General features: G+C 68.0%; 9 protein-coding genes. 1 reads left to right on the forward strand and 8 read right to left on the reverse strand.

The genetic code is table 11. The features are described 5' to 3' along the window. Positions 1-29 precede the first annotated feature (29 nt). Positions 30-2486, forward strand: a complete 2457-nt coding sequence (locus GZ998_RS10130; RefSeq protein ID WP_219109762.1) for a glycoside hydrolase family 3 C-terminal domain-containing protein — start codon at positions 30-32, stop codon at positions 2484-2486. Between the two features lie 102 nt (positions 2487-2588). Here GZ998_RS10130 and GZ998_RS13505 read toward each other — a convergent pair whose 3' ends face one another. From GZ998_RS13505 to prfA, 8 genes are all read right to left on the reverse strand, one after another. Next, entirely contained in the window at positions 2589-2927 is a 339-nt protein-coding gene (locus GZ998_RS13505) for a hypothetical protein (protein WP_374939202.1), read from the reverse strand. Then, positions 2914-4158 carry an alpha-amylase family protein gene (locus GZ998_RS10135; RefSeq protein ID WP_308807214.1) on the reverse strand — a complete coding sequence of 415 codons (1245 nt, stop codon included), beginning with the start codon at positions 4156-4158 and terminating at the stop codon, positions 2914-2916. Before GZ998_RS10135 ends, GZ998_RS13505 begins: the two co-directional genes overlap by 14 nt. Before the next feature lie 164 nt (positions 4159-4322). Beyond that, positions 4323-7247 carry a UvrD-helicase domain-containing protein gene (locus tag GZ998_RS10140; protein WP_219109763.1) on the reverse strand — a complete coding sequence of 975 codons (2925 nt, stop codon included), beginning with the start codon at positions 7245-7247 and terminating at the stop codon, positions 4323-4325. 951 nt (positions 7248-8198) lie between these two features. Then, positions 8199-8768: a hypothetical protein gene (locus tag GZ998_RS10145; protein ID WP_219109764.1), complete on the reverse strand. Its 570-nt coding sequence runs from the start codon at positions 8766-8768 to the stop codon at positions 8199-8201. A 1534-nt stretch (positions 8769-10302) separates the two neighbouring features. Next, positions 10303-10731 (reverse strand): nuclear transport factor 2 family protein, encoded by a 429-nt coding sequence (locus tag GZ998_RS10150; RefSeq protein WP_161923841.1) that lies wholly within the window; start codon positions 10729-10731, stop codon positions 10303-10305. A 152-nt stretch (positions 10732-10883) separates the two neighbouring features. Beyond that, complete coding sequence (locus GZ998_RS10155) at positions 10884-11642, reverse strand: NAD(P)H-binding protein (protein ID WP_219109765.1); 759 nt, start codon at positions 11640-11642, stop codon at positions 10884-10886. A 205-nt stretch (positions 11643-11847) separates the two neighbouring features. Then, positions 11848-12708, reverse strand: coding sequence for a peptide chain release factor N(5)-glutamine methyltransferase (gene prmC / locus GZ998_RS10160; protein ID WP_219109766.1), 861 nt, complete (start codon positions 12706-12708; stop codon positions 11848-11850). Then, a complete protein-coding gene (gene prfA, locus GZ998_RS10165) occupies positions 12705-13799 on the reverse strand; it encodes a peptide chain release factor 1 (RefSeq protein ID WP_219109767.1) in 1095 nt (364 codons plus the stop codon). Before prfA ends, prmC begins: the two co-directional genes overlap by 4 nt. Between the last annotated feature and the right edge of the window lie 104 nt (positions 13800-13903).

A 13903-nucleotide genomic window follows, 5' to 3' on the forward strand; every position in this document is an offset into this window, starting at 1 on the left:
TGCATGTACTTTTACGGAGACGATCAGCCATGACCACCAACACCACCAGCGAGGTCGCCCAGAACCTGAACACCTCCGCTGCCGCCGACCACGACTCCGACCGCTACTATGACCCCCGCCTGGCCGAGCTGGCCCGCAGGGCCGCCGCCGAGGGCACCGTCCTGCTCACCAACGACGGCGTGCTGCCCCTGTCCCCTGCCGAGCCGGTAGCGGTTTTCGGGCGTGTGCAAATCGACTGGTTCGCCGTCGGCTATGGCTCCGGCGGTGACGTCAACCCCGTATACACCACCAATCTGCTCGGCAGCCTGGTTGAGCGCGGAGTCAGCGTCGACGCGGAGCTGGCCTCCACCTACCGGCAGTGGTGCAACGCGCAGGAGCCGCCCACCGAGGAGTGGGGCAATTGGCCGCGCTTCTACCCGGAGATGGAGGCGGGCCAGGAGCTGGTCGCTGCGGCCGCCTCCCGGGCCCGCACCGCCGTCGTCGTGATCGGCAGGGCCGCGGGTGAGGACCGGGAGAATGTGCTAGAGCCGGGCGGCTACTACCTCACTGACACCGAACGCACCCTGCTGGAGCGCGTCACCGGGCACTTCGAGAGCACGGTGGTGATTGTCAACTCCGGCAATGTCATGGACCTGTCCTGGGCCGAGGAACTGGGTGTGTCCGCCCTGCTGCTGGCCTGGCCCGGCGGTATGGAGGGCGGCCGTGCGGTCGCCGACGTGCTCACCGGGGCCACGGAGCCGGGCGGGCGCCTGACCGACACCATCGCCCGCACCTACACGGACTATCCGTCGGCTGCGAACTTCGGGAATGAGGAGTTCAACAACTACGCCGAGGACGTGTTCGTCGGCTACCGCTACTTCGAGACCTTCGCCCCCGAGAAGGTGCTGTTCCCCTTCGGGCACGGCCTGGGCTACACCTCTTTCGCACTGTCCGGAGCCCGCCTGGAGGATGCCTCCCCCACCCGCGATGGCGACGTCACCGTACGCGTGCAGGTGCAAAATAGCGGTCCGCGCCCCGGGTCGACCGTAATTCAGGCGTACCGGGGCGCGCCCGCCGAGGCGGCGCTGCCGCGCCCGTCCCGGGAACTGGTCGCCTTCACCCGCACCGGCATGATTGCCCCGGGCGAGGCCCAGGAGGTGACGCTCTCCTTCCCGCGCGAGCGCCTGGCCGCTTTCGACGACGACGGCCGGACCGGTCACGCCCACGCCTGGGTGGTGGAGGCGGGCACCTACCCGGTGCACGTGGGCACCTCGGTGCGGCAGACCATCGAGGTCGGCGCCGTAGTCGTGGAGGAGACCGAGGTGGTCGAGCAGCTACAGGAGGCGCTCGCCCCCTCCCCCGACGCTCCCTTCGACCGCATGACTGTGACACGCGACGCGGACGGCCGGGCGCAGGTCGGCTGGGAGGCCGTACCCACGTCCACCGTCGATCTGCGCGAGCGCATCCTGGCGCGCCTGCCACAGGCCATTGCGCCCACGGGCGACGTCGGCATCCGGTTCGCGGACGTGGTAGCCGGGCGCGCCACCATGGAGGACTTCGTGGCTCAGCTGGGTGTGGAGGACCTGGCGCAGCTGGCCTACGGGGATGTGGAGATGAACTCCCCGCTGGGCGCACCCGGCAATGCCGGCGCCTTCGGCGGGCTGACCGAGCACCTGCGAGAACTCGGTATTCCCCCGGTAATCACCACCGACGGCCCGTCGGGGATCCGAGTGTCCGCCTATGCCAGCCTGCTGCCCTGCGGCACCGCCCTGGCCTCCACCTGGGATGCACCACTGCTGGAGGAGCTGGCCGCCCTGCACGGGCAGGAGATGCTCCGCAAGGGCTCGGACGTGCTGCTGGCGCCGGGCATGAATATCCACCGCGACCCGCTGTGCGGGCGCAACTTCGAGTACTACTCGGAAGACCCGCTGCTGACCGGGCTGGCGGCGGCCGCCGTCGTGCGCGGCATCCAGTCACAGGGGGTGTCGGCCTGCCCCAAGCACTTCGCGGCCAACAACCAGGAGACCAACCGCATCTACAACGACTCGCGCGTGTCCGTGCGGGCGCTGCGGGAGATCTACCTGCGCGGCTTCCGCATCTGTGTGCAGGAGTCGGACCCGCTCAACATCATGACCTCTTACAACAAGATCAACAGCCAGTGGGCCCACTACAACTACGACCTGGTCACCACCATCCTGCGCGGCGAGTGGGACTACCAGGGCAATGTGATGACCGACTGGTGGATGCGCTACGCGCCGGACCCGCTCTTCCCGCAGCTGAAGGACTCCGCCACCCGGGTGCGCGCGGGCGTGGACGTGCTCATGCCCGGCGGCGTCACCTGGTCATCCACCCGTGCGGACGGCCATGACGACGCCGTACTGGCTGGATACTCCCCGGACGACGCCAGCGGCGAGCACCTCACGCTGGGGGAGCTGCAACAGACAGCGCTGCACGTGCTGCGCATGGCGGCCACCACGCCCGCCGCGCGGGCGGCTGCCGAAGCCTGAGCCGGGCTGAGGTGTCCAAATCGATGACAAACGGGGTTGGAGGCAACAGCAGCCGCTAACAAAACGTTGGAATCGTGCGGGCGCTGCATCGGCTCTCACGGGTTATGGACGGTGCTTGTCATCGATTTGGACACTCCGTCTCAACAGGCACCGGGACCGGCATGCCAGCCGCCCCTCCTCAGCCCGACACCCACCGGCCGGAAAAGCCGCTAACCCCTCTGCGCTACGGCGCTGAGTCTTTGCGCCTGCGCGCGGGCGGCGCAGCAGCCCACGGCGGCGCGTGACCAGGTAGCAGGCGCCCAGCAGGATGCCCACCTCTAGCATGATCGCCACGGCGCCGAAAGCACTCGCCTCCGTGTTGGTGATATGCGCCGCTCCGAAAAATACCGCGGTCAGTGCCAGTGCCCGCCCCGTACCAAGCCATTGCTCATGCCTGTTCACCAACCCGCAGCACCTGCCCGTCGGGGGCGGTCACCACGGCTCCCGGAGTTGGTTCCAGGCGCAGCTCGACGGCGAGGCGCTGCCCGCCGGGGCCCACCGTCTCGTAGCTGTAGGCGCGGTTGTCGAGGTGACGGGTCACGGTGGTGGCCGTGGTCAGCCACGGGTTACGACGGCGCAGCGCAATCAGGTCCTGGTGCAGGCACAGCATCGGCGCGCCCAGGGCTGAGAGCTGTTCAGGGCCGGAGGGGAAGACCGGACGCACCTCATCGTCGCCGCCGAGGCGCTCGGTTTTCTCGCCACGGAAGGCCTGCTCATCCCCGTAGTAGATCGACGGGATGCCGCCGACTGTCAACAGCAGCACCACAGCCAGGGCGGCCTTGGCGTCACCGATCTTGCTGGCGATGCGGGTGACGTCGTGGTTGCCGACGAAGGTCAGGGGCGTGAAGGCGGCAAGCAGCTCGTTGTGGCGTTTAAGGCACCAGTCGAGCTCGAAGAAGTTCTCATCCAGCAGTGAGCTCCAGATCGCCTTCCACAGCTCGTACTGGGTCACCGAGTCCATGCCGGAGCGGGCCACGATCTCGGCGTACTCGCCGTGGATCACCTCGCCCATGAACCAGGCCTCGGGGAATTCCTCGCGCACGCGCGGCAGCACCCGGGCCCAGAACTCCGGCGGCACGGCGTAGGCGGCGTCCAGCCGCCAGGCCATGGCCCCGCGGCGCAGCCAGTGGCGCATCACGTCGGCCACCAGCTCGACTACGGCGTCAGAGTCGTGGTTGAGGGCGGCCAGGCCGCGGTGCCCCTCGAAGTCCTGGTGCACCACGCCGGCGTCGGTGTGCTCCAGGCGGAACAGTTCCTGGGACGCCGCGTCCTCGGCCAGGGCGGCACGGAAGCGGGGGTGGCCGGTGCCGACGTGGTTGAACACGCCGTCGAGCATGACGTTGATGCCGCGCCGCCGGCAGGCGGCGATCAGCCGGTCGAAAGCGGCGTCATCCCCTAGGCGCGGGTCGATGGAGTAAAAGTCGACCGTGTCATAGCCGTGGGTCTCGGAGGTGAAGATCGGCCCCAGGGCCAGGCCGTTGGCTCCCAGCTCGATCAGGTAGTCCAGCCACGGCTCCAGGGCGTCCAGACGCGGGGTGAGTGCCCGCTCGGCCTGCGTGGGCCGGATCGGCGCGCCGGTGAAGCCCAGCGGGTAGACGTGCCACCAGATGCAGGAATCACTCCATGAGGCCACAGAAACTCCTAAGTGGGGCTCCAGCTCGGATCTGTCTCAGCACCGAATCCGCCGGGGGAGTTCTCGCCACGGCCGCGCTCCGGGTGAACCCGATCACCCTAGCATCACGGACCTCCGCCAGAGGCTCCGCCGGGCGGCATGTCACCGGACGGGAGGACCGCCGCTTAGACCTTTTCGACGGGTGCCAGGCGCAGCACTAGGCGCTTGGTCGCCCGGGCCCCGTCGATCATGAACTCCACGCGGGCGACCGTGGAGCGGCCTGTGCCCTCGATAGCGATGACGCTGCCCTCCCCGTAGGTCTTGTGACGTACCCGGTCCCCGGCCCGCAACCCGGCCACGGCCGCGGGCAGGGCGGCCTCCGCGGACTCCGCCCCGGACTGGGACGTGCCCAGGCGCACCGGCTTGCCGCGCGCCGCCAGGCGCTTGGCACGTCGGGCCTCTGCCCGGTCCTTGGGAGTCTCCACCCGCCCCAGCTTGCCGGTGCGGGTGCGGCGGCCGGAGCCAATGGCGGGGGCGAAGTCGCCGTCGCCGTCGTCGTCGTGGGCCTCCTCGCTGCCGCGCCCGTTACCGCGGCGCGTACCGAAGCCGCCCTCGTCCCAGGAGGCGCCCCAGCCGGTGCCGCCGCCGCGCAGGGCATCCATGGAGGAGGCGATGCGCTTCCACTCGATCGTGTCTTCGGGGACGTCGTCGAGGAAGCGGGAGGGGGGCATGGCGGTGGCACTGCCCCAGGCGGAGCGCACTGCGGCACGGGTCAGGTACAGGCGCTCACGGGCGCGGGTAACGGCCACGTAGGCCAGGCGCCGCTCCTCAGCCAGCTCAGTCTCCTCCGCCAGTGAGCGCGAGTGCGGGAAGGTGCCGTCCTCCAGTCCGGTTACGAATACGACCGGGAACTCCAGCCCCTTGGCGGTGTGCACTGTCATCAAGGTGACCTGCCCCTGCTCGCGGGCCTGGGCCTCGGCCTGGTCGGCGGCATCGGCGCTCGGGGGCAGCTGGTCGGAGTCGGCCACCAGCGACACCCGCTCGAGGAAGTCGGCAAGCGTGCCGTCGGGGTTTGCGGCCTGGAAGTCGGAGGCGACGGCGTGCAGCTCGGCCAGGTTCTCCACGCGGCTGGCGTCCTGCGGGTCGTCGCTGGCGCGCAGCTCCGCCAGGTAGCCGGAGGCGTCCAGGGCGGCGTCGAGGATGTCGGCCACGCCGTCGCCAGCGTCGCGGCCGTGCCGCAGGGAGGTGAGCAGCTCGTGGAAGCCCGTCACCTGCCGGGTGGCGCGCGTGGTCAGCCCGACGACGGCGGGCGGCTCCGCGCCCTCGCCCTCCCCCGGGCGGGGGGCGCTGGCGGCGTCGGCCACGGCGGTACCGAAAGAGACGGCGTAGCGGGCGGCATGCTCGGCCAGGGCGGCCTCCGCCTTGTCTCCCAGGCCGCGCTTGGGGACGTTCAGGACGCGGCGGATGGAGACGTCGTCGTCGGGGTTGTCGACGGCGCGCAGGTAGGCGATGGCGTCCTTGACCTCGCGCCGTTCGTAGAAGCGGGTGCCGCCGACCACCTTGTAGGGCTGGCCGGAGCGGACGAAGGCCTCCTCCAGAGCCCGGGACTGGGCGTTGGTGCGGTAGAAGATGGCGACGTCACGGGGGCGGATACCGCACTCGTCAGCCAGGCGGTCGATTTCGGAGCTGATCCACCGGGCCTCGTCGTGCTCAGAGTCGGCCACGTAGCCGATGATCTTGGGGCCGTCGCCGGAGGCGGTCCACAGGTTCTTCTCCCGCCGCCCGGTGTTGCGGGCGATCACGGAGTTGGCGGCGGACAGGATGTTCTGGGTGGAGCGGTAGTTCTGCTCCAGCAGGATCGTGCGCGCACTGGGGTAGTCCTGCTCGAACTCCTCGATGTTGCGGATGGTGGCGCCACGGAAGGCGTAGATGGACTGGTCGGAGTCGCCCACCACCGTCAGCTCCCCGGGCGGGACGGGCGAGTCGGCGCCGGAGGTGCCGGACCCGCCCACCAGTTCGCGCACCAGCACGTACTGGGCGTGGTTGGTGTCCTGGTACTCGTCGACTAGCACGTGGCGGAAGCGGCGCCGGTACATCTCCGCCACCGCCGGCTTGGCCTGCAGCAGCTGGACCGTGCGCATGATCAGGTCGTCGAAGTCCAGTGCGTTGGCGGCCCGCAGGCGCCGCGCGTAGGCGCTGTAGACCTCGGTCAGGTGCCGTTCGAAGGGGTTGGAGGTCACGGCGCGCTCGGCGAACTCCGCCGGGGTGATCAGCTCGTTCTTCAGATCCGAGATGCGGGCGGCGAAGGTCTTGGGGGTGAAGCGCTTGGGGTCGATGCCGAGCTCGCGCACGATCAGGGTGATCAGGCGGGTGGAGTCGGCGGCGTCGTAGATGGAGAACGTGGAGCGCAGCCCGGCGGCCTCGTGCTCGCGGCGCAGGATGCGCACGCAGGCGGAGTGGAAGGTGGACACCCACATGCGTTCCCCCGCCGGCCCCACCAGGCCGGCCACGCGCTCGCGCATTTCTGCGGCGGCCTTGTTGGTGAAGGTGATGGCGAGGATCTCGCCGGGGCGGGCCCGGCCGGTGGCCAGCAGGTAGGCGATGCGGTGGGTCAGTACCCGGGTCTTGCCACTGCCGGCGCCGGCGATGATCAGCAACGGGGAGCCGGCGTGCGTGACTGCCTGCTCCTGAGCGGGGTTGAGGCCGGTGAGCAACTCGGCGGGATCGGTGGTGATGCCGTAGCCGCGCAGGGCGCCGGGGCCGACCGTCCGGTCCGCCGCGCCCTCGGCGTCGACGCCGGCGCGGGTCCGGGCGGCCGCGGCGTTGGCCTGAGCGCGGGCGACAAGAGCCGAGACCTCCGCCTGGCGCTCCTCCCAGGTGGGGGCGACGGCGGCCGCGCCGGCGGCGGACGGGACGGAGGTCTCCTCCGCGGGGTCGTAGGCGGCCAGGTCCTCCTCGTCCGGAGGCTCGACGGCGGCCCAGCTCTCGTCATCCCAGCCGGCGCCGGCCGGGTCGAGCGAGGGCAGGGCGGCCTCCGGCGGAGGCGTGGTCTCCGAGCCGGAACCGGGCATGGGCAGTGCACCGAAGAGGGAGTTCATCGCGTCGTTCATCTCGGGGCCAAGCCTAGACGGTCGACTCGAGACGGCGCGCACCGCGGCGGCTCCCAGCCTCCGCTTCCCGCCCAACGCGGCTCTTCCGGTTCATGGGTGTGGTGGTTGAGTCGGGCTGAAGCGTCTGTTGCGCCGGTTGGGCGTTAACAACGCTACTTAACGGTCTACTGTATGCCCCACAGCCCTTCAGCAGACCGTTAACAGGCGTTGTTAACCCCGAAGTGGCGTTGCAGATGAACCCACCTCCGGACGCCGGGGCTGCCAACAGACGAGTGCGGCGTGGTGAACCGGCAGGCTCACCAGATCCCTCACCCCGCAACACGCCAGCCGCCACACCCACAAGCACGAAGAGCCAGCCCGGATCGCCTGGTCGGTTGTTCCAGGACGCGGGTTGTCCGCGTCCTGGAGGTGTATCCCGCGTCGGCGACGACCGCCCCGCCAACGGCGAGAGCGCCCCCGCCCGACTAACGACGTCCCCGCCCACCCGACAACGACCTGCGCCGGTCGAGCACGACCTCGTCAGCCTGAACATGTCCATATCAGCCCGAAACCTACCTCATCACCCCCACGCCGCAGCCCCCGGCCGGAACCACCACACCCTCAAACCGGAAGAGCCCGGAGCGTCTCGGGCAGGTCCTAGAGCCAATGCTTGAAGGCATGCTTGGACCGGCCCTCGACCATAACCACACGAACGACCACCGAAACACACGAATCATCATCCCACGCCCGGTCCACCACATGCAGATCGCCGGGTGCGCCGTGACCGATTCTCGAAATCGATGACGAACGAACGGACCGACCGACATTAAAATTGCGAGCCGTTGAAGTGACGACGTTTCACAACACGCCGCTCGCCGCGAGATCAATATTTGCCACCGATCCACACCCCCCGCTGGAGCTGAGATAGACAGAATTAGCAACACGGGCACGCACACTTACAACCAAAGCCCCCTATGGCGCTTCAAGCGGGACTTGCTGCACCCGTACCGGCCCACTCAAGCGCACAGCGATTTCACGACTATGACCGCTGTCACCAGGCGAGACCAAAGACATAAAGGTAAATACTGGCGACCCGATAACAGTCATCAACCCAATTACAGTAATTGCAAAATGAGACTCATCGCGCGTCAAACGCGAATACAGCCAAGTAATAATTACCCGAGCAGCAACAACGACAACCGCAGGCCAAGGCGCGCCTGCAGCCTGCCACAACAGCAGCGTGGCACAGCTAAGAATTACAAGAAGCCTTTCCGTGGAAACACCCTCAACCGACCAAAGTAACGCAACGAGTACCAAAACAACAAACGCCAGAGCGCCGAGAACATAAGCTCGCCCAGCAACCCAACTCGCAACTTCCGAAACACGCAACGCAGAAAATCCGGCCCACTCCAACACATCAGACGCAATAGTCAACACAGGACGCTGGACACAAAAACACGCCACAACCAACAAATGCGGCAATTGCCACAACAACCGCCTTCCAATATTGCTCTCTAACGCCTGCTTAAGCAGCGAAGACACCGTAACTGCCCCCACAATACATCACACCTTTGGTGCACATCTGACTACATTCAGCAATCAGTTAAACAAAAATGCACCCTTAAGTCAAGACTATCGTTATGTTATTCGCACGACAACGCTAGGCACAGGTGGTGAGTCTCGTTGTGTGGTGGCAATTCGCGCGGGGGTCCCTCCAGCGGCGTCGTAGGCGCTGCGGGTGGGGCATCGTGGGAGCCCAGATTCTCGACCAAGATTCACTAGGAAGATCCACCCACGACGCCCCACCAGCAAGCCTGCCGTATCCATGCTGATCGCGGAAGTCCTTGCGGACCCCGACCTGGCCACGATGATGTGTTCCGCCGTCTGCTTCAGGTCGGCCTGCAAGAGCTGTGGACGCCGAGGCAGCCACTTCGACGATTTCTTTGGCCTGTAGGAGGCCTTGGAGCGGGCGACGGGCCGCTCCGTAGACCTAGTGACCACAGATTCTCTTCGTAACCCCTACTTCCGGGAGTCGGTTCTGGCCACGGCAGAGGACCTATATGTGCGGTGACAACGCGGCTTACCTATGGGATGCGGCCGAGGCCGCTACGCAGAAGGCGCCGACGCTGCTACCACAGAATGAGGCGTTATTACCCTCTGATGGAGCCATCGACTGAGATTGGCTACGAGGAGCGGCTCGGGCTTTGGAGAATACCTAACTTCCGCCTGGGGAGACTACGCCACTCCCCGTAACTGTCCGAGATCGGCATAAACGCCGCCGCTCGGCGGCATCGCAGCCGACGAAAGCGCGGAATATCAACGATCTGCCAGGTAACACTCGCCGTCTCAGAGTCCTTTATGCCGATCTCGGACATTTCCCACCGCCGTCCGTAGCCGGGTCAGTTCACCGCGCCGGGGTTGACTGCCTGTGCCTTCCAAGGGCCGACGGTGGGGCCATCTGCTACGCCATTTCGGGGTTAACAACGCCTGTTAACGGTCTGCTGAAGGGCTCTGAGGTATACAGCTAAACGTTAAGTAGCGTTGTTAACGCCCAACCGGCGTAGCTGACAGCCTCTTCCTGTTTTCGGGTGCGGAGGGATGGCGGGACAACATGTGGGTAGGATGCCGGGCTGTCTGCAGGCGTGCTGGAAACAACCGGCTTGCCATCGGCCCGCAAATCGCTGTGGATTGTGACGGAGAGTGTCACCAGTCGGGACAAACGAGCCTTAACACCCGCCGAGCGTGGTTCGGCGCCCGCATGATTCCAACGTTTCGCTCGCGGCCGCCGGCGCCGCCGAACCCGTTTGTCCCGAATCATGACAATCACCCCTTGGTGGCTCTCGGGCTTGGTCAAGTTTCTTGGCGTGTTTCGGTGACGGATAGTCAGGCAGTATCTCGCCCCACCGCGCACACCCCCACACCGGAAGAACCGGTAACCCCGCCCTAGCGCAGCCCACCAAGCGAGCAGTCTTGAATTGAAGGAGCGCGCACCACCGTCTTTTAGCCAAAGCTACGGTTGAGCCCGCCCCCGCAATCGGGAGGCGGGCTCAGCCGTCAACGCATCAAGGAGTGCGCGTCAGTAGTCGCGCGTCTCGGAGATCACGAAGTGCTGCTCGCGGCGGCTGATACGCCAGTTGCCGTCACGCAGGACCAGGGTGTCGATGTAGCGGATGGAGTGGGACAGGAGCACGTCCCTGCCGTCCTGCTCCTGGACGAGCAGGGCCTGGCCGTAGTGGACGTCGGTGGCGGTGTCGCCGTCGAGCGTGATGACCTGCTGGCCGTTGATGTGGAAGGAGGTCTTGACGCCGGCCATGGCGGCTCCGAAGAGCTCGACGAGCTGGTCGGCGCCATCGAATTCCATCATCTTCGAGCCATCGGCGGTGTAGACCACGACGTGCGTGTCCGGGGTGAACAGCTTGGACTGCTCCGCGACGTCTACCTCCAGGTTGGAGAAGCGGTCGATGACCTCGCGGATGGCGTCCTTGTGCTCGAGTTCGGTAGGCATCAGTGTTCTCACTTTCTCAGGGTGGTTCGGATTGAGTCCGTGCGTCTGTGCCGTCCGGCAGTGCGGCTACTTCTCGCGGATTACTCGCGCCGGTACGCCTGCGACGATGCTGCGGGGCGGAACCGCTTTGATGAGTGCCTCTCTTAGCCCCATCACTTGCCAAGTCGGGCGAGGTCGTCCTGGACGCGCTGCGGCTCGCTGGCCAGCGGCACGTTGTTAGTGTCGAGCACGCCGTCGATCACACCTTCCTCATCCGCACGCGTCGCGGCGAACAGGGCCTCGAAGTCGGTGACGGGGGTACCGGCTTTGCTGAATACCTCCACGGTGCGGCGCGCGCCGGAGGGGTTGAGGGCGCCCTCCAGGAGTACCTGGGCGATGTGGCGCCGGTCGACTCCGGGCTGCCCGGTGACCAGGTCGCCCTGCTTGAGGTCGATCTGGCGGTCGGCGGGGCCCTGGTGGTCGAACCAGCCGGGGCGCACGATGGTGTAGGGGTGGCCGGAGGCGCGCACGAGCCGCTCGGCACGGCGCTTCCACTCCACGAACCCGTAGCTGCTGGCTCCGGCGCGGGCGGAGTGGGAGGCGTTCATGGTGGTCATCAGGCTGATGTGGGTTGGGCCGTCCCCCAGGGCGTCGATGACGGCGCGAACCACGTCGTAGAAGGTAGCGCCGCCCTTACCGTCGTTGTCGGTACCGTGTGTGAGTACGACGGCGTCGACATCCTGCAGCAGTGGGCGCAGCGCCTCCGTGTCGGTGGCGGCCGCCTCGACGATCTCGGCGCCGTCGGCCAGGGAGCGGCGGCCGCGGGCGGCGTTACGGGTGAGGGCCCGGACCCCCACGCCGCGCTGCAACGCCTCGTCGACGACGACGCGTCCGACCTGTCCGGTGGCTCCAATGGCGAGGATGGTGGTCATAAGGGGTGCTCTTTCCTGCACTTGTGGTTCGGGCCGGGTGAGCCCCGGCCGCGTGGCGTTACCGGCTCGGGTGACCGTGGCGAAGACGGTTCTGCCTGCCGGCACGCAGAATCGTGCCGTAAGCCGAGCGGCGGTTCCAGGTCCCACGAGACGGGGTCTGGCAGGGCTCCCCTGAGCCGAGCCGCAACGCTTGCGACCGGTCGACCTACCGTACTGCCCGCAGGAAGCGTTCCCGCCCGGTCAGGTCTACTCCGGTGGTGGCCGCGGCGAATCCGGTCTCTCGGGCGGCGGCCCGCAGCGGCGCGGACTGCCCGGGGTCGTGCTCCATGATCAGCACCCCGCCCGGACGCAGCAGGGCAGCGGCCCGGGCGACGACGGCGACCGGAGTCTCCAGGCCGTCCTCTCCCCCGCCGTAAAGGGCGACGTGGGGATCGTATTCAGCCGTCTCGGTGTCCTCCACCGCCCCGGCGGGCACGTACGGCGGGTTGGAGACAACCACATCGGCTCGCCCGTCCATTTCGGCCAGCACGGCCGGATCAGTGGCATCGCCGTGGATCACCTCCACCCTGCCCGGCGCCAGACGCTCGCAGTTCTCCCGCGCCAGGGCGACGGCGTCGGAGGCTATTTCAACCGCCCACACGCGAGCTGTGAGCACCTCCCGGGCCACAGCGGCGGCAATAGCACCCGACCCGGTGCACAGGTCGACGACGCCGGCCTCCTCCCCCGGCGCGATCGCCCTTGCGGCATCAATGGCCGCCCCGGCGACCACCTCCGTCTCAGGGCGGACGATGAACACACCGGGCCGGGCGGTCAGCTCCAGTCCCCGGAACCACATCACGCCCAAGATGTGCTGCAGTGGCTCGCGGGCGGCGCGTCGCTCCACGAGCTGCGCGTACGCGGCGGCGAAGTCCTCCGGGGCGCCGTCGGCGAGCAGCACCGGCCCGCCCAGCAGGTGCTCGGCCAGCAGCCGGGCGTCAACCTCCGGCGAGGCCACCCCGGCGCGGACCAGGGCCTGTCCTGCCTCGCGCACCGTACGCCGCAGCGCGTAGCGGTCGAGTGCACTCACGGCTGCTCGCCGGCGGCGGCCAGGCGCTCGGCCTCATCCATGGCGATGGCCGAGTCGATGACCGGACCCAGGTCGCCGTCGAGCACGGCATCGAGGTTGTAGGCCTTATAGCCGGTGCGGTGGTCGGCGATGCGGTTCTCAGGGAAGTTGTAGGTGCGGATGCGCTCGGAGCGGTCGACCGTGCGGACCTGGGAGCGGCGGGTGGCAGCGGCCTCGGCGGCCTGCGCGGCGGCACGCTCGGCAAGCAGCCGCGCCCGCAGCACCCGCAGGGCCGCCTCCTTGTTCTGCAACTGGGACTTCTCGTTCTGCATGGACACGACGATCCCGGTGGGCAGGTGGGTGATGCGCACGGCGGAGTCGGTGGTGTTGACGGACTGCCCGCCGGGCCCGGAGGAGCGGAACACGTCGATACGCAGGTCGGCGGCGTCGATCTCCAGTTCCCCGGGGTCGTCAGCCTCCGGCATCACCAGTACGCCGGCGGCGGAGGTGTGGATGCGGCCCTGGCTCTCCGTGACGGGTACGCGCTGTACCCGGTGCACGCCCGCCTCGTACTTCAGGTGCGCCCACACGCCGTCGGCCGGCTCGACGGCGCTCTTCGCCTTGATAGCCAGGCGCACATCCTTGTAGCCGCCGAGCTCGGAGTCGGTGGCGTCCATAACCTCCACCGCCCAACCCATGCGCTCAGCGTAGCGGGTGTACATGCGGGCCAGGTCGGAGGCGAACAGAGCGGACTCCTCCCCGCCCTCGCCGGCCTTGACCTCGATGATGACGTCACGGGCGTCGTCTGGGTCGTGCGGGGCGAGCACCTCCCGCAGGCGCGCGGCGGCGTCCCGCTCGGCCTGGCGCAGTGCAGGCAGCTCGGCAGCGAAGTCCGCGTCATCGCGAGCCAGCTCGACGGCGTCGGCCAGGTCCGCGGCAGCGGCACTCCAGGCGCGGTACGCCTCTACTATGCGGCCCAGCTCGGCATAGCGGCGACCCAGGCGGCGCATGGCTCCGGGGTCGGAGGCGGTGGCGGGGTCGGCCATATCCTGCTCGATCGCGGTGTGCTCCTCCAGCAGAGGCTGAACGGCGGAGAAGTCCTCGACGCTCACAACTCACCTTTCTCCGGCCCGGAGGGGATATGCGGACTGATCAGGGCACAGATTACGACCTTGGGGTGCGTCCCACGCGCATCGTGCGGTCGTGGGACGCACCC

Origin of the sequence: Actinomyces sp. 594, from assembly GCF_019325145.1 — a bacterium.
Lineage (GTDB): Bacteria > Actinomycetota > Actinomycetes > Actinomycetales > Actinomycetaceae > Actinomyces.

Bases quoted from the DNA above. Each gene is read 5' to 3' on its own strand.
- GZ998_RS10130 (WP_219109762.1), top strand. From the start codon at position 30: ATGACCACCAACACCACCAGCGAGGTCGCCCAGAACCTGAACACCTCC.
- GZ998_RS10140 (WP_219109763.1), bottom strand. From the start codon at position 7,247: ATGAACGACGCGATGAACTCCCTCTTCGGTGCACTGCCCATGCCCGGT.
- GZ998_RS10150 (WP_161923841.1), bottom strand. From the start codon at position 10,731: ATGCCTACCGAACTCGAGCACAAGGACGCCATCCGCGAGGTCATCGAC.
- GZ998_RS10155 (WP_219109765.1), bottom strand. From the start codon at position 11,642: ATGACCACCATCCTCGCCATTGGAGCCACCGGACAGGTCGGACGCGTC.